Raw genomic sequence first — 22,666 nt, 5'->3', positions numbered from 1 at the left:
GGCCTTTTGGCCACACTGTCTGCTCCTACCGCAACACCTCACAAAGGATTCAGACCATGAAGAAGCTTTCGCTTGCCGCCCTGATTTCCACGCTGGCTTTTGCCGGCGCCGCCCATGCCGCCGTGCTGAGCGAGAGCAACCTGTCGATGGCCGACGCACAGAAGCTGGCGACTGCCACTGTCGCCGCCTGCCAGGCCAAGGGCTACAACGTCAGCGCCGCCGTCGTGGACCGCGCCGGCCTGCTCAAGGCGTTTGCGCGCGCCGACAACGCTGGCCCGCACACCATCGAAGCCAGCCGCGCCAAGGCCTTCACGGCCGTGTCGGCCAAGACGCCCACGCTCACCATGATGGAAAACGCGCAGAAGAATCCCGGCGCCGCCAACCTGACCGACATTCCGGGCTTTCTGCTCTTGGGTGGCGGCGTGCCGATCAAGGCCGGCAACAGCGTGATCGGCGCCATTGGCGTGGCCGGGGCGCCGGGCGGCAATTTGGACGCGCAATGCGCCGATGCCGTGCTGGAAGAAAACGCCGCGCTGTTCAAGTAAGCGGGCGGCTGCGCCCTGGATTAAGGCTGCCGGTCCCTGGCCACGGCACGCGCCAGCGCCAGGTGCTTGCTCAGCAGCAACGCGTCCGCGGCGGCCGGATCGCGGCGTTGCAGCCGCTCGCTTTCGGACGGCTCCAGCTCCGCGGCGCGCACCAGCGACATCAGGTCGCGCGTGGTGGTCTCAAGCACCGGCGTCAAGGTGTCTTCGATCAGCTCGCCTTTCACGTAGGCCTGCATGCGGGTCGACAGATTGCGCGAGTGCGTCAGGTTCGCCTCGGCCAGCATGCCCGCTTCGTAGCGGATGCTGGTCTGGCTCCTGACCTCGTCCCGGATCTGGAAGAACCGGTAATTCTGCGAATCCTTGTCGCGCGTCAGGTCCAGCGTCTGCTGCGGCGCCAGCGCGGTGTGATAACTGGCGGCCAGATTGGCGCGCTGCTCCTGGCTGACGCCCAGATCGAACAGCGGCCGGCCGCTCACGCTGCTGCTTTGCGAGACCTGATACGTGAACTGGTCGACTTCGCTGGTCTTGTACGGATTGCTCGCGTCGCCATTCTGCGAGATCGAGGCCGAGAAGTCCGCCACGCCCGACAGCAGGCTGCGGTACGTGTAGCCGGCCGCGGCGATGCGCGGCGCCTGGCTGGACGGCGCCGCGCCCGCTTCGTAGCTCTGGTGCAGTTCGGCGAAGGCGTCCTTGAACAGCGACATCATTGCCTCGTTGCCCCGGCCACGCGTGCGCGCGGCGTCGAACTGCTGCAGGTAGTCGCTGACGGCCGCGTCGCGCTGCTGGGCGTTGCCAAAGAGCGCGGACTTGCTCACGTCGACGTCGACCTTCACCACGCCGTCGACGCTCTTGATGGCCAGCGAGCGCTGCTTGCTGTCGGCGGAAAACTCGACGGATTGCGAGATGACGCCATTGGCCGTGGTCGTGGCTTGCAGCGACACCGACGACAGCACGGCAGTGTCGAACTTGGCCAGGCTGGACCACGCCATGCGCGGCGGCACCGAGGCCAGGCCATCCACCGCGTCCTGGAACGCCTTGGACAGACCCGCAATCGCCTTGCGCTCGGTTTCCGAAAGCTCGCCCTCGGCCACGTCGATCTGCACTTCCAGACCGTCCGCACTGTTGCGCAGTCCCACCTCCACCTTCACGCCGCTGGCGGTGGTGATGCGCAGCGTGTACGCGTCTTCGGGTTGGCCGGCCGAACCGGTCTGCACGGCGCCCAGGGCGCCTACCTGTCCGGCGCCCGGCAGCATCCGCGCCGATTGCAGGTAGTTGCCGCCATCGGTCGTGAACCGCTCCAGCAGCGCCGAGGCCACACCCTCAAGCCGGCCAGCCAGCGTGCGGGCAGAGAGTGTTTCGGCCATGACGGCGGAAACCTTGTCCGACGCCTCGTGCTCCCAGACGACGCCCGTCGCAGCCGGCTGCGGCGTGTAGGTCAGCGCGGGGGCCGTGCCCTGCCCCAGCGTCACCGTCGTGGACGCGGGCGCCGCGGCGACCTCGGGCGGATCGCCCGCGCGGGTCACGCCCGTGGCGGGCGGGGTCAGGCCGATCGTGGTCACGGCACCTACGGAGGCAACGGATGTCATGGCGTGTCTTCCTCTTGGCGGCCGCGCGGCATGTTCGCCCGCCCGGCCGGGATTTCCTTGAGAAATGTAACGGCACGGAAACGCCAGACTTAAGCCCCGGGCGGGCAGCCCCGGGCGGGCAGCCCCGGGCAAGCAACGAGACCGCCGGATGCGGGGCCTTGCTTCACTCACGCGTGGACCGCAGCCTCTCGCGCCGCCGCGGTGAGCGCGGCGACCAGCGTGTCGGCATCCCTTGCCCCGTCGTACCGCACGCCGTTGATGAACAGGGTCGGCGTGCCGTTCACGCCGCTGCGCACGCCGCCGCTGAGGTCCACCTCGATCTTGGAATCGAACGCGCCGCCGAAGGCGCGGTAAAGCACCTGGGCCGACAGGCCTATTTCCGCACCGTAGGCGAACAGGTCGTTTTGCGTCAGGGCATTCTGGCGCTCGTACAGCAGGTCGTGCGCCTGCCAGAACTTGCCCGCCTGCGCGGCCGCCTCGGCAAACTCAGCCGCCGCGACGGCGTCCGGATGCAATTCCGAAATCGGGAAATTGCGGAACACGAAGCGCATCTGGTCCCCCAGCGCGCGCTGCACGGCCTTTAAAACCGGATAGGCTTCGCCGCAATACGGGCATTCGTAATCGCCATACTCCACCAGCGTCACGGGCGCGCTGTCCGGCCCCTGGATGTGGTCCTGCGCATTCACGGGAATGAACAAGCGGCTCATGATTGCACTCCTTGCAAGGCGGGGGCCAGTTTGTCGAGCGCGTCCAGGATGCCGTCGGCGCCCGGGTTGATGCCCAGCGGCGACACGTAGCTCCAACGGATGACACCCTCGGCATCGATCACGAAGAGCGCGCGCTCGGCGATGCCCTCCGGTTCGCGGTAGACCCCGTAGCGCCGGGCAACCTCGCCCTTCGGTTCGAAATCGGCCAGCAGCGGGAAATGCAGCTTGCGATCGACCGCGAACGCAGCGTGGCACCAGACGCCGTCCACCGAGATGCCGACGAGCTGCGCGCCCGCCTTGTGGAATTCGGGAAGGATCTGGTTGTAAAGCGCCATCTGGTCGCCGCAGACCGGGCTCCAGTCCGCGGGGTAGAACGCCAGGATCAGCGGCCGGCCGCGCAGTTCTTCCAGCGCAACCGTCTGGTCCGGCGTGGCCGGCAAGGCGAAGGACGGGGCGGCCGTGCCGGCTGGCAAGGCGGCCGCGGGGTAGTCGTGTGACATGGAAACGTCTCCTGGACGCGCCGCGCGCGGCGCAAGGGTCTGGACGGCAGCCGACCGGCTGGGGATCAGCGTTGGGCGCGCGTCGACTCGTACAGGAACCACGTGCGGCGCTCGGCCTCGTCGATCCAGTTCTCGATCAGGCTGGTCGAGGCGACGTCGTTGTGGGCCTCGCACACGGCGTGCGTCGCGCGCAGAAAGCCCGTCAGGCGGCGGTTGTCGTCGGCCAGCTCAGCCAGCATGTCCTCGGGGGTCACGTAGTCGGCGTCGTTGTCGGCAAGACGCTGCAGGCGCTGGATGTGGCCGATCGAACGCAGCGTGGTGCCGCCCACCTTGCGGGCGCGTTCGGCAATGACGTCCGTCGTGGCGTAGATCTCGTCGCCCTGCTCGTCGAGCATCAGGTGATAGTCGCGAAAGTGCGGGCCCGACATATGCCAGTGAAAGTTCTTGGTCTTCAGATACAACGCGAACATGTCTGCCAGCAGGCCCGTCAGGGCGGCGGCGATGTCGACCCTGGCCTCGGCGCCCAGATCGGTAGGCGTGCGCAGGGGAGCGGTGATGCGGGTTTGAAGCGAAAGATCGTTCATGGAATTCTCCGGGTTGGCTTCACGAATCGGGCATCGATTCCCGATGGAAACCAGAATAGCCACGGCGCCGCGCCGGCAAAATCGGCTCATCGTTTTCTCCAGTCATACGAAGGTTTACCCAGGAGATACGGGTGTTTTCTTTCAAACATGGCTGATAATGTGCGGGTCTCATTGCGCGCCCCTGGATTTCCGCCCGACCCGCGCGCCCCTACCCAGAGGTGGATCTTGCTCACGTCGACACTCGGCAGCGCGTCAGGCCAGCCGCCGCAACCGGTGCGTCCCGGCGCGCCGCAGACCACGGGCATGCGCCGCATGCAGTTCCTGTTCCGTGCCGCCGCCCTGCTGCTGGCGCTGGCCATTGCGCTGGTGGACACCTTCACCGACTTTGACGGCGCCGTGGCCGTGCTTTATGTGGTGGTCGTGCTGCTTGCCGCGCGCACCTCGCGGCGTCTGGACATCATCGTGGCGGGCGCGGGCGGCATCCTGCTCACCATCGCGGCCTATCTGAATTCCCACGGCCTGAACCACGTGGGCTCGCCCACTGCCCGTGCGCTGGTCAGCCTGGCCGCCATCGGCATCACCGCGCTGCTTGCGCTGCAGAACCAAAGCGCCACCCGCAGGCTTGCCTCGCAGGCGCGGCTGCTCAACCTGTCGCACGACATGATCTTCGTGCGCGATCACCAGGGTGTGATCACCTTCTGGAACCGCACCGCCGAAGACACCTACGGCTGGCCCGCCAGCATGGCGCTGGGCCGCGTCGCCGATGCGCTGCTGCAGACGCGTTATCCGGACCGGCGCGAAGCCATCGAGGCCGAACTGCTTGCCACCGGCAGCTGGGACGGCACGCTTGAACAGAAGACGAAGGCAGGCGCCACGCTGGTGCTGGAAAGCCGCTGGGTGCTTCAGCGCGATCATCATGGGCGCGTCACGGGCGTCATGGAAACGCACCGCGACGTCACCGACCGCAAGGCCGCCTACACGGCGCTGGTCAGCAGCGAACGGCGCTACCGCCGCATGTTCGACGCCAGCCGCATTGGCGTCATCCAGGAAGACTGGCGCGCCGTGCGCGCCGAACTGACCGCCTTGGGCCTCATGGACGGCCCCGCCCTCACCGCGCATCTGGCGCGCAATCCCGAATTCATCGGCCAGGTCCGCAAGCTGACCAAGGTGGACGACATGAATCCCGCCTTCCTGGCGATGGTGGGCCGCCCGGCCGGCGAGCCGGGACCGTACTCGGTCGACGACATTCTCTGCGAGGACGACCGCATGTTCGCGCGGTCGCTGACGGCGTTTGCCCAGGGCGACGCCTTTCACGAAGGCGAAACCCAAGTCGTGCATGCGGACGGCGCGCGCGTGCCGGTGCTGTTCACCATCACGTTTCCGCCCGCCGACGACGTCAACGGCGCCGTGCTGGTTTTCGTGGTGGACATCACGGAACGCCGGCAGGCGCAGGACGCGCTGCTGTTGGCGCAAACCGAACTCGCGCACGCCGCACGCGTTGCCACCCTGGGCGAGCTCACCGCGTCCATCGCGCACGAGGTCAACCAGCCGCTGATGGCGGTCGTCACCAGCGGCGACGCGGGCATGCGCTGGCTACGCCGTCCGCAGCCCGACTTGCATGAGGTCGAGCTGGCGATGGAGCGCATCATCTCCGAAGGCCGGCGCGCCAGCGAAATCGTCAAGCGCATCCGCGCGTTCCTCAGCAAGGCGCCGGTGCAGCAGGCCGCGCTGGACATCGGCGCCGTCATCGAGGAAGCCACGCGCTTGGTGGCACACGAGCTCAGCCGCGAGCGCGTGGCGCTGAACGTCGACATCGAACCGGGCCTGCCGCCCGTCCTGGGCGACCGGATCCAGCTGCAGCAGGTGCTGGTCAATCTGATGGTCAACGCCAGCCAGGCCATGGCCGGCCAGTTTCAGGCCCGCCAGCTATCCGTCGGCGCGCGCCGCCACGAGGACGGGCGCGTCGCGGTCACGGTGCGCGACACCGGCCCCGGCATCGCGCCCGCCGACCTGGAACGCCTGTTCGATCCATTTTTCACCACCAAACCGCAAGGCATGGGCATGGGCCTGCCGATCTGCCGCACCACGGCGCAGGCCCATGGCGGCAGCCTTACCGTCGACAACACGCCCGGCGCGGGTGCCGCATTCACGCTGACACTCGCCGCCACCAAGGGGGAACCTTCCGCATGAACACCCGCACCGCCAGTGGCGCCGCAAGCGCCGCCCCGCAGTCGCAAGTCATCGTCGTCGACGACGAGGCCAGCGTCCGCGCCTCGCTCGACAGCCTGTTCCGCTCGATCGGCCTGCGCACCACCCTGTGCGCCTCGCCCGCCGAACTGCTGCAGACCCAGATTCCCGACGCGCCCGGCTGCATCGTCCTGGACGTGCGCCTGCCGGGCATCAGCGGCCTGGATTTCCAGGATCAGCTGGTGCGCCAAGGTATCGATCTGCCCATCGTGTTCATCACCGGGCACGGCGACATCCCCATGACCGTGCGCGCCATGAAGGCGGGCGCGGTGGACTTTCTGTCCAAGCCCTTTCGCGAACAGGACATGCTGGACGCCGTCTCCGCCGCCATCGAACGCGACACGCAGCGCCGTTCGCGCGATGCGGCCATGGACGGCCTGCGCGCCCGCTACGAGACGCTGACCCCGCGCGAGCGCGAGGTGATGGCGCATGTGGTGTCCGGGCTGATGAACAAACAGGTGGCGGGCCTGATCGGCCTGAGCGAGATCACGGTCAAGATTCACCGTGGCCACGTCATGCGCAAAATGGGGGTCCGGTCGCTGGCCGATCTGGTCCGCCACGCCGAGGCGCTGGGCATTTCCGCGCCCTGACCCGCGCTTGGGACAAACCTCTGTATGATTTCCGCGGCAGGCGCAAAGGTTCATAACGGAACATGCCGGACATCGGATGCGTATCGTGACCCGACCGGCCCGAAGGATTTTCTGATATGAACCACATTCCCACTATCGCGGTTGTCGACGACGACGATGGGGTCAGGATCGCGCTCTCCAGCCTGCTGCGCTCGCTCGGTTACGAGGTTCGGGCCTACGGGTCGGGCCCCGAATTCCTGAACGACGCGCACGCCCAAGAGCCGGATTGCATGATCACCGATGTCCAGATGTCGCCCATGACGGGCGATCAGCTCCAGGCCGAGCTCATCGCGGCCGGGCGCCGGTTCCCGTTGATCTTCATGACCGCCTTTCCCACCGAGGCGGCCAAGCGGCGGCTGCTGGCGCTGGGCGCGTGTGCCTACCTGGACAAGCCGGTTGACGGCGAAGCGATGGCGCGGTGCGTGGCGCACGCATTGCAGGGCTGCCAGCCCGCCCGATAGCCGGTGGTGGCGCTTTGGACACATCCGGCGCCAAACCCCGCCTATACCTTCGTATGACGCGCCAAGCCCAGCGTAGGATTTCCCGGCAGCGCATAAGGCCCTAGTCTATCCCTGCGGTCCAACTAACCCCGGAGAACCCGACATGAGCACGATCACTACCCCCGACGGCGTTGAAATCTTCTTCAAGGATTGGGGCCCCAAGACGGCCCAGCCCATCATGTTCCACCATGGCTGGCCGCTGTCCGGCGATGATTGGGACGCCCAGATGCTGTTCTTCCTCGCCCAGGGCTTTCGTGTCATTGCGCACGACCGCCGCGGCCACGGCCGCTCGGCCCAGGTCAGCGATGGCCACGACATGGATCACTACGCGGCCGACGCTGCCGCCGTCGCCCAGCATCTTGATCTGCGCAACGCCGTGCACATCGGGCACTCCACCGGCGGCGGCGAAGTCGCCCGCTACGTCGCCCGCCACGGCGAGCCGCAGGGCCGCGTCGCCAAGGCCGTGCTGGTCAGCGCCGTCCCCCCGCTCATGGTCAAGACCGAGTCCAATCCCGGCGGCACGCCCATCGAAGTATTCGACGGCTTCCGCAAGGCCCTGGCCGACAACCGCGCGCAGTTCTTCCTGGACGTGGCCGCCGGCCCGTTCTATGGCTTCAACCGGGAAGGCGCCAAGGTCTCGCAGGGCGTGATCAACAACTGGTGGCGCCAAGGCATGAACGGCGGCGCGAAGGCGCACTACGAAGGCATCAAGGCCTTCTCCGAGACCGACCAGACCGAAGACCTGAAGGCCATCACGGTGCCCACGCTGGTACTGCATGGCGACGACGACCAGATCGTGCCCATCGACGACTCGTCGCGCCTGGCGGTCAAGCTGCTCAAGAATGGCACGCTGAAGGTCTATCCCGGCTTTCCGCACGGCATGCTGACGACCCACGCGGATGTGATCAACGCCGACCTCCTGGCGTTCATCAAGGGCTGATCGTCCGGTGAACACAAAAAAAGGAAGGCGCCGCCTTCCTTTTTTTTCGCCTGCCGCTTCGGGCTGCCTGGCCGCGAGCAGCCTTGGCCACGGCGACTAGTTCGGCTTTTCGTCCAGGCCGGCATAGCCGTCGATATACGCGCGGCCCGAACAACGCACCATGGCGACGCAGGCCGGGCTGCCGGTCTTGGCCGTGCACGTCGCGCGCGACTCGTCGCGGGCGGCCTTCGGATCGGGGTTGAGCGCCGTGAAGCTGGTGCCGCGGCCCTTGGCCCCCTTGGCCCAGGCCATCCCCACGCAGCTGTCCGTGTACGTCAGCACCTTGCGGCAGTCCTTGCAGTCTTCCCAGTCCAGTAGTTTGGACAGGGCGTCCTTTTCGTTGGGATAGCCATCCGAGTACACCAGTCCGCCGGTGTCGTTTTCGGCGATGGCGCCCCAGTATTCTCGTTGGTTCATCTTCGCGGACAGACTTTCCAGCTCGGCCTTCGAGGCCCGCAGGGGCGCCCGCATGTCTGCGGCGCTGTAACCCGGGCCCACGCACAGCGGCATGGTGGTCAACCGGCACTTCCCATCGGGGCTGCCGGCCGTGCAGCGGCGCATCGCTTTCTTGGCCGCCATCTCCGGCGAAACGCTGTTGCCCGGAAACAGATCCTGGACGGAATTGCGGGCGTACACCATGCAGCTGTCGGAAAACCAGCTCAGCACCTTGCACTCCTTGCCACCCGCCTTGCGGCATTCGGCAACCGCGGCCGCTTCTGCCGACTTGCCCCCGGTTTCGGGCAACACCCAGTAAATCCGCGAATGCTTGCCGTCGGTGGCAATGCCACCGTAGAGCTTTTCGGCATGCGCCGTCGGTGAGGCCAGCCCCGCCACCAGGGCCAGGGCGGCAAATGCGGCGCGGATCAGGAATTGAAAGCGAGCAAGCATGATCGTCACGAAGTCCAGTGGATTGGGCGGGGACGATCTTAGCGCAGCCTGCACCGGTTCTGTCCCTGTATGCAGCGACGTTGCGGCATATTAGGTAACAAAATTCACACATGGCCTGACGAAATCTGGCCCCTTTTTTCGGTAAAAATGTCGCTCTTCACGACGCAGGGGATCGTTGCCTCGACCTGCGTCACCCTGCGCAGCGGGCGCCCCTTCATCGGCGCTCCGTCATGAACAGAAACAAGCGGCCCGCCCCTCGTCCGATCGAGGCCGGTCGGCTCGGGAACCTGGACAACACACATGAAGTCGCCTCAGCATTCCAACCGAAACCGCAGACCTATTCTCCTGTTCACGGGCATGCTTGCCGCGATGGGTCTGGCCGGCTGCGCGCCGATGCCGACAGGCGGAAGCTCCACCCTGCCCTCGCTCAGCCAGGTGTTCAAGTCCGGGCTGTCGTTCTCGCCCAGCGTGAACGTGGCCAAGAACATGGAAGGCCGCTCCATCGACGACGCGATCGCGGCGCTGGGCGAGCCCTCCAAGGTCCGTGCGGTCGGTAACACCATGGAGCTGGAATGGTCCGACTTCCAGTCGGCTCCGTACACGGAATGGGTCGTGGACAGCAGCAGCCAGCAGGTCGTGGGCATGATCCCCGGCAACAGAAATGCGGCGCCCACGCCGGTGTTCCAGACCAACACCACGGGCCACTATGCCAACCGCACGCGCATCTACGAATGCAAGGTGCTGATGCGCATGAAAGACAGCGTCATCGTCGACACCAGCGTGGACGGCAATGTGTGCCCGGAATTCATTTCGGCCCTGCGCAAATGGGCCGGCGAGGCCGAAGCCAAGAATTACGTGGTGAACTAAGTTCCGGGCGTGTTGATCCTGAATCGCTAGAAAATGATCTTGATCCCGGCGTTGAGGTTGTAGCTGCTGGACTTGCGGCTGCCGATACCTTGCTCGGTGCCGGCTTGAACATTCAGGAACGTGTTTCCGCCCAGCAGGTTGTCGTATCCCAGCGTCAGACCCGCTCGCGGCCCGCCAAGTTTGTTTTTGAAGGTGATGTCCCCCTGCGTGGCGGTCGCATAGCGGCTTGACGAGTGGCCGGCGGAGGTCAGCAGGTTGACCGTCGCCCAAGCCGTACTGGCCTTGGCGGAATCGCCATCCCATGTCTTGGACAGGCGCATGCCCAGCCGGCCCGTCAGGCTGTTCACGCCCGGAAACTCCACCGCGCTTGCGTTGTCCTGGCTGGCCGAGAACTTGATCCGTTGATAGATGACCTGCGCCTGGGGCTCAAGCCGGATGTTGCTGGCTTCGTCGCCGACGACGAATGATTTTCCAGCCTCCGCCGAGATCAAGCCGCCCCAACCCGTGGTGTTCAACTGGCCTTCGCCCGCCGCCGAGTTCGCCTTGACGTCGTAGCGGCTGACCTGCGTGACCAGATCCAGATAACCGCCCTTTCCGTCCAGCAACGTGTAGTAGCCCCCCAGGCTGTATGCCGACTGATCGCTACGCCCCGCATCGACGGTTTCATTGCCGACGTTCAGATAATGGTCCACGTCGGTCTTCATGGTGCTGGCAGACGCGAAGACCCCTGCACTGCGCCGCGACAAGCCTTGAAAGTCCACATAGACGTCGGTTCCCAGCTGGACGCCCGCCAGCCTGGAGCGCGTCGCGATATCCTGCGCGGCCAGCCCGGTGCCATTGCCGCGATTGCGCCCAGTGTCGGCCAGGGCGCGGCCCCAAACAAAGGGGTAAACCTTGCGGGCCAGGCTCTCCGTGGATCCCATCCGGTCAGTCAAGGTACCGATGGTCAGTTCGCCATGACGTGCGGCCTGATTACCCAGTTGGGAATACAGCGAAACCTCGGGCCGCGCTTCGGTGCGCACATACCAATTATGCGGAGCAGCCTGTACGCCATTGACGACACTTGATCCGTGTTGCAACCGATAGAGAAAAGCCCCTCTGCGGTTTCCCCCTGGCGTTTCCTCCCGTTGCACGAACGCGTTGTCGGTCGGGCCATTTGCCTTGACCACCATCACGCCGTCGCCCGTAAGCGCGTCCCCGACGGAGGATTCACCCATTTGCAAAACCAGATGCGTCGTTCCGACGGCGCCGCCGTTCAGCTGAATGAGATCGGTGAACCCGGTTTCCGTCGACTGCACATGCAGCTGGACGATACCGCCCTGGCCGTTCAGATTGTTGGCGACCAGCACGGTGCCGCCAGATGGGCCATTGGCCGTGCCGGGCGGCATGAAGTTGATGCGGCCAGCAAGGTTGATCTCGCCAGCGAAGCTGAGAACGGTCCCGTGACTGATGGTCGCGTATGCGGGGTTGTATGCGGGATTGTCCGGGCCGATGAGCACGTTCCAGCGGCTGGAGGCATCCACGTTCAATGTGCCTGGCACATGCATCCAGCCGTTCAACTCGGCATTGCGCAAGGTCAGCGTGTGTTGCGGCGGGAGCTTTGCCATGACGCCCGCCACGCTTGACATCGAGCCCAGCGTCGTACCGTCAATGGCCAGTTCGCCCTGGTACAGGTGTGTCATGCCGGTGTAAGTCAGCGGACCCGTCAGCGTCGTCGAGCCCGAGCCCGCTTGCACCACGTCCCCCGTGCCCGCGATCGCGTTGCCGATCACAACGTCATCCGTGCGGTTGAAGACCAGCCTGCCGTGGTTGATGACGGCGCCGCTTCCGATGGCGCCGCTTGTGCCGCCCGCGCCGAGTTGCAGCGTGCCGGCGTCAATCTGCGTGACGCCGTGGAAGTTGCCGTCTCCTGCGATGGCCAGGGATCCGTCGCCCGTCTTGGCAAAGTGGCTGCCGTCTCCGGTCAGCACGCCATGCAGCACCGACTGCTGTCCGTCGTCGACGCTAATCGCGCCCGTACTGTTGACGACCACATCATGGTGGAGGGCCGCATTGTCCTGGAGTTGCAGCGTTCCGCCGTCCAGCGTCACGGCATCGAGCGTGCTGCCTAGACTGTCGCCGCTGGCGATGGCCAATGTGCCGCTCGTGATGCGCCACGGCGTGCGTGCCTGCGTGGGCGCATTGATCAATTGCCAGGTGCCTTCGAAGGTTTTCTCGAAAGCCGAGAAGCCCTGGTAAACGTCCGAGTTGGCGCCAACGCCCCCCGCGGCGCCCAACTTCGACACGTCGAAAGCCATTGAAGCACCGGTCATCGGGTCGACGCCCGCCGCCCCGTCGAGCACGAGCGTGTTGTTGGTGGATCGGGTGGCATCCACGATGCCCTGGATTTGGCTGCCGGCCTGCAAGCGCAGCACCGAATTGTGGGCCGTGTCGGCGTACAGGATCGCCACCGATTGCGTCGACCCCGTGCCTGGGACAATGCGGCCGGCGTTCGTGATCACGGTGTTGGCGCCCACGACGTGTATGCCATAGCCGCCCAACGACGTGCCGCCAGCGCTTGACCCCGTAGGACCGCCTTCGGCGCCGCCGCCTCTGCCGCCCACTCCACCGGGCGCGCCCCCCCCGCCGCCTCCGGCGCCGGTCCGGGAAGAAACTACGCGCGCGGCGTTTGCGCCATTCAGGTTGGTGGAGGCGCCAGGCTGCCCGCCACCCGCGCCCCAGGCCGACCCGCCGCCGGCCCCAGCCGCACCACCGCAACCACTATCGGCGCCAGCGCCGCTTCCGCAGCCAAACGGATTGATGCTGCCGCCCGCACCGCCGCCGCCGGCCCCATAAAAAGCGCTGCCCACGGTGCCATCCAGCCCTGGTTGACCGCCGTTGCCGCCGTCGCCTGGCAGCATAGGCACGCCATTCAAGGGAATGTCGCCCCCACCGCCGCCGCCGCCGCCCGCGCCGCCGACACCATCGCCGCCTCGCCCCCCGGCGGCCGACCCTGAGTTGAACGCGCTGCCGCCGCCGCCTCCGCCGCCGCCACCGGCCCCCCCTTGCAGCAGGTCGCGGTTCGTCAGCACCGCGCCGTCCGCGGCCAGCTCGACACCGTGTCCGCCCTGGCCGCCATTGCCTCCGGCTCCACCGCTGCCGCTTACCTGGCCCCCGCCCCCGCCCCCGCCGCCGCCACCGCCGCCCGCGCCGCCGATCAGGCGTTCCGCGTTCTCGAACGGCGTGGTGTCCGTGATCACGACCGCGGTATGCCCCGCGCCGCCATCGCCGCCCCGCATGCCGGTCGTGCCGCCCAGGCCGGCCACCCCGCTTTCACCGATGATGTCCGCCAGCGCCGAGACCGGAGCCAGCAACGCGACGCCGGCGATAAAACACGTTGCGCGGCGGCGTTTGAAAACGCCTGGTCCAGAGTTTCCGCGATCGGTGAATATGGAATTTTTTACTTTGGCGTGACCGGTTGCCTTTGAAACCGCATGCACGCCGCTTTCCACAGATTCGCACCCTGAACGCATTTGCCCCCCTTGCATAGATTGGCTGATAAACCTGCAACGTCATGACGCGCTGCGAGTGGACGGGAAGCGGCGCAGCCAATTCCAGTCGGTCGCAATCGACGCAGGACGTTCGCATTAGGGGGTTCATGCTAGAAAACTCTTCCCAATAAATATTGAGCACAAATACTCTGATTTACTCAGATCAATCTGATATTCACGTCTTTCTATCGAGGATTTGATGCCGGGCGCATCGCGCCGACCGGACAACGCCGGTCACCGCCCACCGGACGCGCCGGGGCGCCGCCGCAATCGGCGCTACAATCCGCGCCGGATTCCCGCCGTGCGCGCCTTGCGCCGCCCGGCCCGCGCCCAAGCGCATGGCATTGCCCTCCCCAAGCCAGGCGAACCATGACGCATCCCCCCAACCCCATTGATCGTTTGTCCGGTCGCACCGGATGCTTTGTGCTGTTCTGGAAATCGAGGATTTCATGTCTCGGCAGTTGTTGGGCCTGGTGCTCGGGCCCCTTCTTGGCTTGTTCGTTGTCTGCATCGGCAACGCCTTCATCTCTTCCCTGACGACCTTGCAGTTGGACGCGGCCGGCGAATCGGCCACCGTCATCGGCATCATTTCGTCGTCGTACTTCATCGGTCTGACGCTGGGCGCGATCTTCAATGACCGCCTGATCCTGCGCATCGGCCATATCCGCGCCTACAGCAGCTTTGCCTCGCTCATCGCCGTGACAGTGCTGCTGCAGGGCCTGATCTTCAACCGCGAAGCCTGGTTCGTGCTGCGTCTGATCAACGGCTGGGCGAGCGTGGGCGTATTCCTGGTCGTGGAAAGCTGGCTGCTGCTGGCGGGCGACGCGAAGGTGCGCGGGCGGCTGCTGGCGCTGTACATGATCGCGCTGTATGGCTCGGGCATGTTGGGCCAGCTGGAATTGGGCGCCATCACCCAGTTGGGCCCCATGGCGCCGTTCATGGTGGCCGGCCTGCTGGCATCGCTGTCCGTGATGCCCATGGTCATCATTCCGCGCGTATCGCCGCTGGTGGAACGCGTCGAGCCGCTGCTGCCGCAGCACCTGGCCCGCATGACGCCCACGGGCGTGATGGGCTGCTTCGGGTCGGGCGTCGCGATTGCCGCCGTCTACACGCTGCTGCCGCTGTATCTGCAGCGTATCGGGCTGGACGTTGCCGAGGTCGGCAAGATGATGGGCGCCGTGATCCTGGGCGCCATGGTCCTGCAGTATCCGGTGGGGCGCTGGTCGGACCGGCGCGACCGCCAGGTGGTGCTGATCGCGCTGGCCGTGTTCTGCGCCGTTCTCAGCGTGCTGATCCTGTTGCTGCCGCCCGCCTCGCCGCTGCTGATGCCGCTGTTGTTCCTGCTGGGCGGTGGCGTCTTCGCCATTTATCCGGTGGCCGTCAGCCATGCGGCGGATCGCGCGCCAGCCGACGCGCTGGTGCGCATGATCCAGGGTTTGCTGCTCATCAATTCGCTGGGCTCGGCGCTCAGCCCGCTGGCCATCTCGCCCGTGATGACGAAGTTCGGCGAAGCGGGCCTGTTCTGGTGCTTTGCGCTGCTCAACCTTGGGCTGGTCACCTTTTTCGTCTGGCGCCGCAACGAGCGCCCGGCGCCGGCGCCGGTGGCGCCCTTTGCAGCAGCCGCGCAGATGTCGCCGGTGGGGGTGGAACTGCGCGTGACCGAAGACCTGTTCCAGGGCGCGCTGGACCACGAGATGACCGAGGACCTGACCCACGCAGTGCCCGGCGCCGAGGCGGCCGAGCCCGTGCTTTCCACGGTGCAGGAGGTCCCGCCGGCGGCCTGACCGGCGGCTGCATCAGCCGCGCTGGTTCAACGCGCGCGCAATGCGGTTCCGCGCCACCGTCGTGCGCGGCACCTTGAACGGGAACCAGCTGCGCACGTCCTCTTCCAGCCCGATGCCGTGCATGAAGTTGTAGATGGCCTTCTTCAGGCCCTTGCCCAGCGCGTCGTGATCCACGCCCGTGGGGTCATGAAAGCCCACGTCGTTCTTGGCAAACGTGACCTCGGGCAAGGGTTTGAGCTTGATGCCGTATTCGTCCGGATTCTGACCCACCGGCGAATGCACCGTACAGGCGAAGCGGTGAAAGAACCCGCTCTGGATGCAGTCGTTTTCGAACAGCTGGCGCACGTACTCCAGCGCATCGACAGTGTCCTGCACGGTCTGCGTCGGAAAACCGTACATCAGGTAGGCGTGCACCAGCACCCCGGCATCGCTGAACGCACGCGTCACGCGCGCCACCTGGTCGATCGACACGCCCTTTTTCATCAGGTTCAGCAACCGGTCCGAGGCGACCTCAAGGCCGCCTGAAACCGCAATGCAGCCGCTGTCGGCCAGCAGTTCGCACAGTTCCGGGCTGAAGGTCTTTTCGAAGCGGATGTTGCCCCACCAGGAAATCCCGGTGTTGCGTTCGATCAGCTCGGCCGCCAAGGCCTTGAGCGCCTTGGGCGGCGCGGCTTCGTCGACGAAATGAAAACCCGTCTGCCCGGTCTCGGCCACGATGGTTTCGATGCGATCGGCCAGCACGGAGGCCGACGCGCCCTCATAGCGGCCGATGTAGTCCAGCCCCACGTCGCAGAAGCTGCACTTCTTCCAGTAGCAGCCGTGCGCCACGGTCAGCTTGTTCCAGCGGCCGTCGCTCCAGAGCCGGTGCATCGGGTTCAGCATGTCCAGCAGCGACAGGTAGCGATCCAGCGGCAGGCCGTCCCACGTGGGCGTGCCCACTTCGGCAAATGCGACGTCGGGCTCGACCAGGTTGATGTAGCGCACCGCGCCGCTGTCGGCATCGCGCACGAAGGTGCGCACCAGGCGCTGACGCGACCGCTTGCCCTGCACGTGTTCCAGCAGCGCCAGCAGCGGCCGCTCGCCCGCGTCCAGCGTGACGAAATCGAAGTAATCGAACACGCGCGGGTCTTTCAGTTCGCGCAATTCGGTGTTGACAAAGCCCCCGCCCAGCACGGTGACGATGCCGGGGTCCTGCGCCTTGATGGCCTGCGCGATACGGAAAGCGGCGTACACCGCGCCCGGAAACGGCACCGACAACAGGACCATCGTCGGCTTATGGCGCGCCAGGGCGGCCTCGGTAAGTTCACGCAGCGTCTCGTCCACCAGGTTCAGCGGGGCGTCCAGCGCCTCGGCCAGCGGGTCGAACGTGGGCTGGCTGCCCGCAAGCGATTCGGCATAGCGCACGAACTCGAAGCGCGGATCGATCGCGTCGCGCAGCACGTCGGCCAGGTCATTCAGGTACAGCGTGGCCAGGTGCTTGGCCCGGTCCTGCAACCCCAGCGCGCCAAACGCCCAGCCCAGCGGATCGCCACCGTCCTCGTCCATGTAGACATCCAGCGTCGCAAAGCGCGGCCCCTCGGGCAGGTAGTTACGCCCCGCAATGCGATGCGCCAGCGTGGGGTCGCGGCCTTGCAGAAAGGCGATCACCGGGCCGATGGTGGCCAGATAACGCGACTGCATGGCGACGAATGCCTGGATGGGCTGCGTGTGCTTTTCAAGGGGCAGCGCGTCGATGCGGCTTGCCACGGCCCGCAGGCCGTCGGCCGAGAGCAGGCGCAGCACCAGGGCCAGCGCCAGATCTTCCTGGAACGCAGTGACGTCGCGCGACCGCAGGAAGCCGGTCAGATAGGCGGTGGACGGATAGGGAGTGTTCAGCTGCGTCATCGGTGGAATCACCGACAGCACGCGCAAGGGCAAGGTCGACATGAGGCACGGCAGAGCTGCCGTCAGAAAGCGGGGATCGGATGCAATTATAGGCAGCCCGCCTTCGCGCCTTATAAGACGCCGTCCAGCCAGTCGAGCACGCGGCGGTTCAAGAGCGACCGATTCGCCGATTCGCAATGATCGCCGGCGCCCTCCTGCGCCGTGAAGCGCAGCAGGGTCTTGGGGCAGCGCAACTGATCGAAGAACTGCTGGGTGCCGGCAGCAAGCGGGTCGTTTTCGGCCAGTGTTACAAGGGTGGGACACATGATGCCCTGGATACGGCCGTCCAGGGTGAATAGCTCCACCGCGCGCAGGTAGTCGCGCAGATTGTCCACGCCGTGCACCCAAAAGCCGCGCTGTACCACCTTCCACGTGAGCGCCGGACTGGACAAGACGAACTGCCACAGGCGGTCCATCACGGGCGCTTCCAGTTCACCCATGTTCGCCGCGCTTTCCGGACTGGCGCCGAGCTTGACCGCCAGCGGCCGGAACAGGCCCGCGACGCTCCATTGCCCGGGGTCCGCAATGCAGGCCGCAAGCCGCGGTTCGCCCGACGCCGCGCGTGGCGCCAGATGCCCGCCCAGGCTCCAGCCGCTGAGGGCAATTCGGCTTGCGTCGACGATGGGCATCGCGACGGCGCAGTCCACCACCGCGCTCACTACTGTCTCCCAATCGGGACGCATGGGCACGCCCTGTTCGTAAAGCATGCCGCCCTGCCCGGGGCCGTCGAACACCAGCGCGTGGTAGCCCCGGCGCGCGGCGGCCACGGCGCTCGCGAAGTACATGTCGGTCACCGTGGCGTCATAACCGTTGGTGAAGATGACGAGCGGCCTGATGTCGGCCTCCTGACCCGCAGCCGGCACCAGATAGGCAGGCATGTATGCGCCGTCCAGCGCAATGCGCATCGGTCTGACCGGATGCGCGGACAGCGCCAGTCCCCGGTCGAAAGCCCCCATCTGCTTGCGAAAAGCCGCAAGCAGCCGCGCGTCCGTGGGCGCGCCGTACAAGGGCCGGTAAGCCGTCGAATAGAAGGCGCTGGCGCGCAGATGCAGTTCACGCGCGCTGGCAAGCAGGTTGCGGCGTTCAGCGTCTTGCGCCTCGGCGGCCAGACGGTCGCCCGCCGCCATCCAGGCCTCGAAGAACGCAGTGTCGTCGCCGCTACCCACCGCGCGGCCCACCGCCAGGATCTCTCCCAGATCCGCCCCGCCGTAGGACATGTAAGCCACCGGCCGCGTGCCGAAATCGTCATGGAGTTCGTTCTGGAAAGCCAGGCCCATGGGTTTCTCCTGAGTCAGGACGGCAAGGCCGCCGCAATCACAATCTACAAACTGGCGGACTATCCTTCAATACGGCAGGCGGGCCGGCTGGCACATTGCGCGAGTCATCCATTATGGCAACCGAAGGAGTCATCCATGCCCATCAATGCGACCCCCACGCCCGGCGCCAGGCTGCTGTCCCCGCACGACCACACGCTCATCATGATCGACTTCCAGTCGCAGATGGCGTTTGCCACCCATTCGATCGATGCCGTCACGCTGCGCAGCAACGCCGCGCTGGTGGCCCAAGCCGCCGCCGGCTTTGGCGTGTCCACCATCCTGACGACCGTTGCCGAGAAGCGCTTTTCCGGCCCCATGTTCGAGGAAGTCACCGTCCCGTTCCGCGGCCGGCCGCTGATGGACCGCACCTCCATGAACACCTGGGAAGACGCCGCCGTCATCAAGCAGGTTAACGAAATCGGCAAGAAGCGCATTGTGCTGGCGGGCCTGTGGACCAGCGTGTGCATCGTCGGCCCGGCCCTGTCCGCGCTGGACCAGGGCTTCGAGGTCTATGTCATCGCCGACGCCTGCGGCGACGTGTCCGCCGAAGCCCACAACCGCGCCATTGAGCGTATCGTGCAGGCAGGCGGCCAGCCCATCACGGCTTTGCAATACCTGCTGGAGATGCAGCGCGACTGGGCGCGCATCGATACCTACGGCATGACGACCGGCATCGCCAGCAAGTTCGGCGGCGCCTACGGCCTGGGCATCCTCTACGCCAAGTCCATGTTCAACGCCCACGAAGGCTGACAGGAGCGCACCCATGAAGGTCTACCTCGTTTCCTTGGGACTCGGCCTGCTGGTCGGTACCATCTATGCCCTGTTCAATGTGCGATCGCCGGCGCCGCCCGTCATCGCGCTGGTTGGCCTGCTGGGCATTCTGGCGGGGGAGCAGATTCCCCCGCTGGTCAAGCGCCTGCTGGCGGACGAGCCCGCCCGCACGTCCTTCATCCATGAACAGGTAAAACCGCACATGTTCGGCGAACTGCCTAGCTGCCCCAAGGCATCCGCCGACACCGCCCAACAACCCGCCGATGCATGTGGAGACAAGCGCAATGGCTGATACCCTGGACCCCGCGCCCCAAGGCGCCCCCGACCTCATCTTGCATCAGGGCCGGTTCACCACCCTTGACCCCGCCAATCCCATCGCCGACGCCGTCGCCATCAAGGACGGCCGGTTCACGCGCGTGGGCGCCGCTGGCGACATTCTGCCGCTGGCCGGCCCGGCCACCCGCATCATCGCGCTGGGCGGACGCGGCGTGCTGCCCGGACTGATCGACAACCACCTGCACATCATCCGCGGCGGCCTGAACTACAACATGGAACTGCGCTGGGACGGCGTGACCAGCCTGGCCGACGCCATGGCCATGCTGCGCCGCCAGGTAGCCATCACGCCCGCGCCGCAATGGGTGCGCGTGGTCGGCGGCTTCACCGAACACCAGTTCGCGGAAAAGCGCCTGCCCACCATCGAAGAACTGAACGCCGTGGCGCCCGATACGCCCGTGTTCATCCTGCACTTGTATGACCGCGCCCTGCTCAACGCCGCCGCCCTGCGCGCGGTCGGCTACGACAAGAACACCCCCGCGCCTCCCGGCGGCGAGATCGTGCGTGACTCGGCCGGCAATCCGACCGGCCTGCTGCTTGCCAAGCCCAACGCGTCGATCCTGTACGCCACCCTGGCCAAGGGTCCCAAGCTGCCCTTCGAATACCAGCTCAATTCCACGCGCCACTTCATGCGCGACCTGAACCGCCTGGGCGTCACCGGCGCCATCGATGCGGGCGGTGGAAACCAGAACTACCCCGAGGACTACCAGGTCATCCAGCAACTGGCCAACGCCGGCCAACTGACGATCCGCCTGGCCTACAACCTGTTCACGCAAAAGCCCAAGCAGGAGAAAGAAGACTTCCTGAACTGGACGGCCACTTCGCAGTACAAGCAAGGCACCGATTATTTCCGCCACAACGGCGCGGGCGAAATGCTGGTCTTTTCCGCCGCCGACTTCGAAGACTTCCGCCAACCGCGTCCCGAAATGGGACCCGAGATGGAAGGCGAACTCGAGGAAGTGGTGCGCATCCTGGCGCAGAACCGCTGGCCCTGGCGCATGCACGCCACCTACGACGAGACCATCTCGCGCTCGCTGGATGTGTTCGAGCGCGTGAACAAGGACGTGCCGCTGGCGGGGCTGAACTGGTTCTTCGACCACGCAGAGACCATCTCCGAACGCTCCATCGACCGCATTGCCGCCCTGGGCGGCGGCGTGGCCGTGCAGCATCGCATGGCCTATCAGGGCGAATACTTCGTCGAACGCTACGGCCCGGGCGCGGCCGAAGCGACGCCCCCCGTCAAGCGCATGCTCGAAAAAGGCGTCAACGTGTCGGCCGGCACCGACGCCACCCGCGTGGCTTCCTACAACCCGTGGGTGTCGCTGTCGTGGCTCATCACCGGCAAGACGGTGGGCGGCCTGCGCCTGACGCCGCAGCGCAACTGCCTGGACCGCGATGCTGCCCTGCGCATGTGGACCGAGAACGTCACCTGGTTTTCCAACGAGCAAGGCAAAAAGGGCCGCATCGCCGTCGGCCAACTGGCCGATCTGGTTGTGCCGGATCGCGACTTCTTCTCGTGCCCCGAGTCCGAGATTGCGGACACCAGCAGCCTGCTCACTGTCGTGGGCGGCAAAGTGGTCTGGGGCGCGGGTGAATTCGCGGCGCACGACGAGGCCGCACCGCCGCCCGCCATGCCCGACTGGTCGCCCACACGCCTGTTCGGCGGCTACGGCGGCTGGGGCGACAGCGAAGGCAAGCCGCTGCAGGCCACCCTGCGCGAGGCCGCGGCCGCCTGCGCCTGCGCCAACGACTGCAATGTCCACGGCCACCAGCACGCTGGGGCCTGGGCCAGCAAACTACCCGTCTCCGACCTGAAAGGATTCTGGGGCGCTTTGGGCTGCGCCTGCTGGGCGGTCTAGGGGCGCATCACGCAGCCGAGGCGTCACCCCCTCGGCCGCGCGGGTTACGCCTGAACCGTCACTTGGCGGTGATTCCCCCTTCGCGGATGACCTTTGCCCATTGCTCGATTTCGGCGCTCAGGCGCGCCTTGGAAGCGTCCACATCCAGCGGGTCCGCGTAGACACCTTGCTGCAGCATCTGGGCCTTGGCGTCGTCCTTTGCCAGCGCGGTGGTCAGCGCCTTGTTGATCTTGGCCACGATGGGCGCCGGCGTGCCGGCAGGCGCCATCACCCCGAAGAGCGAGCTGACGTTAAAGCCGCTGAAGCCCTGCTCTTCGGCGGTGGGTATGTCCGGCAACATCGAGATGCGCTGCGGCGTAAGCACCGCCAACGGACGCAGCTGGCCCGACTTGATGAAGGAGATCGCGGCGGGCACCGTCTCGGTCATCGTCTCGACCTGCCCACCGACCAGATCGGTCATGGCCGGCCCGCTGCCGCGATAGGCCACATGCACAATGTTGACGCCCGCGATCTGCTTGAACAGCTCCATGGCCATGCGCTGCGGCGCGCCGGCGCCCGAAGAGGCAAAGTTGAGCTTGCCCGGATTGGCCTTGGCGTAGGTCACCAGTTCGGCCAGCGACTTGATGGGCAGCTTGGGATTGACCACGGCCACCAGCGGCACGAAGCCGACCACCCCCGCGGGCACCAGATCCTTGCGCAGGTCGTACGCAATGCTGTCTTTCTCCAGGGTCGCCATGACCGAGTGCGAGGTCAAGGCGCCCATCAGGAGCGTATAGCCGTCCGGCTGCGCGCGCGCTACCTCGGCGGCGCCGATGTTGCCGCCTGCCCCGCCCCGGTTTTCGATGACGACCTGGCCGCCGATCGCTTCGCTCAGGCGCTGGCCCACGATGCGTCCGATAACGTCGGTCGCGCCGCCCGGCGGGTAAGGAATGATCAGGCGGATGGGTTTGCTAGGGTAGCTGTCGGCGGCCTGCGCGCAAGCCTGACCGGGCAAGGCGAACGCGGCAACCGCGATAAAGCCGGCCGCGACGATATGGACGCGCTTGCGCGCGGCGTGCTTACAGATCATGGTTGTCTCCCGATGCGCTCTTCTGGCTTGAAAGCTTTAAGCGCATGTT

At 66.3% G+C, this 22,666-nt stretch carries 19 protein-coding genes; 10 read left to right on the top strand and 9 right to left on the bottom strand.

Features of this window, described 5'->3' with window-relative positions; translation table 11 throughout:
• Positions 1–56 precede the first annotated feature (56 nt).
• Complete coding sequence (locus LN047_RS14860; RefSeq protein ID WP_056318547.1) at positions 57–545, top strand: heme-binding protein; 489 nt, start codon at positions 57–59, stop codon at positions 543–545.
• A gap of 20 nt (positions 546–565) precedes the next feature.
• Here the strand turns inward: LN047_RS14860 and LN047_RS14855 are convergent, their stop codons facing one another.
• From LN047_RS14855 to LN047_RS14840, 4 genes are all read right to left on the bottom strand, one after another.
• Positions 566–2,131: a hypothetical protein gene (locus LN047_RS14855; protein ID WP_373979416.1), complete on the bottom strand. Its 1,566-nt coding sequence runs from the start codon at positions 2,129–2,131 to the stop codon at positions 566–568.
• Between the two features lie 167 nt (positions 2,132–2,298).
• Complete coding sequence (locus tag LN047_RS14850; protein ID WP_373979415.1) at positions 2,299–2,838, bottom strand: DsbA family protein; 540 nt, start codon at positions 2,836–2,838, stop codon at positions 2,299–2,301.
• Positions 2,835–3,338 carry a redoxin domain-containing protein gene (locus LN047_RS14845; RefSeq protein ID WP_373979414.1) on the bottom strand — a complete coding sequence of 168 codons (504 nt, stop codon included), beginning with the start codon at positions 3,336–3,338 and terminating at the stop codon, positions 2,835–2,837. Before LN047_RS14845 ends, LN047_RS14850 begins: the two co-directional genes overlap by 4 nt.
• 65 nt (positions 3,339–3,403) lie before the next feature.
• Entirely contained in the window at positions 3,404–3,922 is a 519-nt protein-coding gene (locus LN047_RS14840) for a Dps family protein (protein ID WP_056318539.1), read from the bottom strand.
• Positions 3,923–4,147: 225 nt separating this feature from the next.
• Between LN047_RS14840 and LN047_RS14835 the strand changes: the two genes are divergently transcribed.
• The 4 genes from LN047_RS14835 (at position 4,148) to LN047_RS14820 (ending at position 8,238) form a co-directional block, all read left to right on the top strand.
• Positions 4,148–6,112, top strand: a complete 1,965-nt coding sequence (locus tag LN047_RS14835; RefSeq protein WP_373979413.1) for an ATP-binding protein — start codon at positions 4,148–4,150, stop codon at positions 6,110–6,112.
• Positions 6,109–6,759 carry a response regulator transcription factor gene (locus tag LN047_RS14830; protein WP_056318538.1) on the top strand — a complete coding sequence of 217 codons (651 nt, stop codon included), beginning with the start codon at positions 6,109–6,111 and terminating at the stop codon, positions 6,757–6,759. Before LN047_RS14835 ends, LN047_RS14830 begins: the two co-directional genes overlap by 4 nt.
• 116 nt (positions 6,760–6,875) lie before the next feature.
• On the top strand, positions 6,876–7,259 hold the full coding sequence (locus LN047_RS14825) for a response regulator transcription factor (RefSeq protein ID WP_373979412.1): 384 nt from the start codon (positions 6,876–6,878) through the stop codon (positions 7,257–7,259).
• 142 nt (positions 7,260–7,401) lie between these two features.
• The gene (locus tag LN047_RS14820; RefSeq protein WP_056318536.1) at positions 7,402–8,238 is read left to right on the top strand and encodes an alpha/beta fold hydrolase; all 837 of its coding nucleotides are present in this window, start codon (positions 7,402–7,404) and stop codon (positions 8,236–8,238) included.
• Between the two features lie 96 nt (positions 8,239–8,334).
• On the opposite strand, the gene LN047_RS14815 is transcribed toward LN047_RS14820, so the two are convergent.
• Positions 8,335–9,165, bottom strand: coding sequence for a DUF4189 domain-containing protein (locus tag LN047_RS14815; RefSeq protein ID WP_373979411.1), 831 nt, complete (start codon positions 9,163–9,165; stop codon positions 8,335–8,337).
• 300 nt (positions 9,166–9,465) lie between these two features.
• Between LN047_RS14815 and LN047_RS14810 the strand changes: the two genes are divergently transcribed.
• Positions 9,466–10,032, top strand: coding sequence for a hypothetical protein (locus tag LN047_RS14810; RefSeq protein WP_223575719.1), 567 nt, complete (start codon positions 9,466–9,468; stop codon positions 10,030–10,032).
• A gap of 26 nt (positions 10,033–10,058) precedes the next feature.
• On the opposite strand, the gene LN047_RS14805 is transcribed toward LN047_RS14810, so the two are convergent.
• Positions 10,059–13,511: an autotransporter outer membrane beta-barrel domain-containing protein gene (locus LN047_RS14805; protein WP_373979410.1), complete on the bottom strand. Its 3,453-nt coding sequence runs from the start codon at positions 13,509–13,511 to the stop codon at positions 10,059–10,061.
• Between the two features lie 500 nt (positions 13,512–14,011).
• Between LN047_RS14805 and LN047_RS14800 the strand changes: the two genes are divergently transcribed.
• Positions 14,012–15,346: an MFS transporter gene (locus LN047_RS14800; RefSeq protein WP_373979409.1), complete on the top strand. Its 1,335-nt coding sequence runs from the start codon at positions 14,012–14,014 to the stop codon at positions 15,344–15,346.
• 12 nt (positions 15,347–15,358) lie between these two features.
• Here the strand turns inward: LN047_RS14800 and LN047_RS14795 are convergent, their stop codons facing one another.
• Both LN047_RS14795 and LN047_RS14790 read right to left on the bottom strand, forming a co-directional pair.
• Positions 15,359–17,272, bottom strand: coding sequence for a radical SAM protein (locus LN047_RS14795; protein ID WP_312541501.1), 1,914 nt, complete (start codon positions 17,270–17,272; stop codon positions 15,359–15,361).
• 68 nt (positions 17,273–17,340) lie between these two features.
• Positions 17,341–18,546 carry an alpha/beta hydrolase family protein gene (locus LN047_RS14790; RefSeq protein WP_373979408.1) on the bottom strand — a complete coding sequence of 402 codons (1,206 nt, stop codon included), beginning with the start codon at positions 18,544–18,546 and terminating at the stop codon, positions 17,341–17,343.
• Positions 18,547–18,681: 135 nt separating this feature from the next.
• On the opposite strand from LN047_RS14790, the gene LN047_RS14785 reads away from it, so the two are divergent.
• Genes LN047_RS14785 through LN047_RS14775 form a run of 3 tightly spaced genes read left to right on the top strand, consistent with a single transcriptional unit; the run spans position 18,682 to position 21,548 of the window.
• Positions 18,682–19,335, top strand: coding sequence for a hydrolase (locus LN047_RS14785; RefSeq protein ID WP_373979407.1), 654 nt, complete (start codon positions 18,682–18,684; stop codon positions 19,333–19,335).
• Positions 19,336–19,348: 13 nt separating this feature from the next.
• A complete protein-coding gene (locus tag LN047_RS14780; protein ID WP_373979406.1) occupies positions 19,349–19,648 on the top strand; it encodes a XapX domain-containing protein in 300 nt (99 codons plus the stop codon).
• Positions 19,641–21,548 carry an amidohydrolase gene (locus tag LN047_RS14775; RefSeq protein WP_373979405.1) on the top strand — a complete coding sequence of 636 codons (1,908 nt, stop codon included), beginning with the start codon at positions 19,641–19,643 and terminating at the stop codon, positions 21,546–21,548. The genes LN047_RS14780 and LN047_RS14775 overlap by 8 nt, the downstream gene beginning before the upstream one ends.
• Positions 21,549–21,606: 58 nt before the next feature.
• Here the strand turns inward: LN047_RS14775 and LN047_RS14770 are convergent, their stop codons facing one another.
• A complete protein-coding gene (locus tag LN047_RS14770; RefSeq protein ID WP_373979404.1) occupies positions 21,607–22,617 on the bottom strand; it encodes a Bug family tripartite tricarboxylate transporter substrate binding protein in 1,011 nt (336 codons plus the stop codon).
• Positions 22,618–22,666: the final 49 nt, after the last annotated feature.

It is taken from the genome of Achromobacter sp. JD417 (genome assembly GCF_041879325.1).
In the GTDB taxonomy this organism is placed as follows: Bacteria; Pseudomonadota; Gammaproteobacteria; order Burkholderiales; family Burkholderiaceae_B; genus Achromobacter; species Achromobacter mucicolens.
Note: the sequence above shows the minus strand (reverse complement) of the source record. Positions and strands in the feature narration are given on the sequence as shown.

Coding starts and splice junctions, on each gene's coding strand:
- LN047_RS14860 (WP_056318547.1), top strand. CDS start 57: ATGAAGAAGCTTTCGCTTGCCGCCCTGATTTCCACGCTGGCTTTTGCC.
- LN047_RS14855 (WP_373979416.1), bottom strand. CDS start 2,131: ATGACATCCGTTGCCTCCGTAGGTGCCGTGACCACGATCGGCCTGACC.
- LN047_RS14850 (WP_373979415.1), bottom strand. CDS start 2,838: ATGAGCCGCTTGTTCATTCCCGTGAATGCGCAGGACCACATCCAGGGG.
- LN047_RS14845 (WP_373979414.1), bottom strand. CDS start 3,338: ATGTCACACGACTACCCCGCGGCCGCCTTGCCAGCCGGCACGGCCGCC.
- LN047_RS14840 (WP_056318539.1), bottom strand. CDS start 3,922: ATGAACGATCTTTCGCTTCAAACCCGCATCACCGCTCCCCTGCGCACG.
- LN047_RS14830 (WP_056318538.1), top strand. CDS start 6,109: ATGAACACCCGCACCGCCAGTGGCGCCGCAAGCGCCGCCCCGCAGTCG.
- LN047_RS14825 (WP_373979412.1), top strand. CDS start 6,876: ATGAACCACATTCCCACTATCGCGGTTGTCGACGACGACGATGGGGTC.
- LN047_RS14820 (WP_056318536.1), top strand. CDS start 7,402: ATGAGCACGATCACTACCCCCGACGGCGTTGAAATCTTCTTCAAGGAT.
- LN047_RS14815 (WP_373979411.1), bottom strand. CDS start 9,165: ATGCTTGCTCGCTTTCAATTCCTGATCCGCGCCGCATTTGCCGCCCTG.
- LN047_RS14810 (WP_223575719.1), top strand. CDS start 9,466: ATGAAGTCGCCTCAGCATTCCAACCGAAACCGCAGACCTATTCTCCTG.
- LN047_RS14800 (WP_373979409.1), top strand. CDS start 14,012: ATGTCTCGGCAGTTGTTGGGCCTGGTGCTCGGGCCCCTTCTTGGCTTG.
- LN047_RS14795 (WP_312541501.1), bottom strand. CDS start 17,272: ATGTCGACCTTGCCCTTGCGCGTGCTGTCGGTGATTCCACCGATGACG.
- LN047_RS14790 (WP_373979408.1), bottom strand. CDS start 18,546: ATGGGCCTGGCTTTCCAGAACGAACTCCATGACGATTTCGGCACGCGG.
- LN047_RS14785 (WP_373979407.1), top strand. CDS start 18,682: ATGCCCATCAATGCGACCCCCACGCCCGGCGCCAGGCTGCTGTCCCCG.
- LN047_RS14780 (WP_373979406.1), top strand. CDS start 19,349: ATGAAGGTCTACCTCGTTTCCTTGGGACTCGGCCTGCTGGTCGGTACC.
- LN047_RS14775 (WP_373979405.1), top strand. CDS start 19,641: ATGGCTGATACCCTGGACCCCGCGCCCCAAGGCGCCCCCGACCTCATC.
- LN047_RS14770 (WP_373979404.1), bottom strand. CDS start 22,617: ATGATCTGTAAGCACGCCGCGCGCAAGCGCGTCCATATCGTCGCGGCC.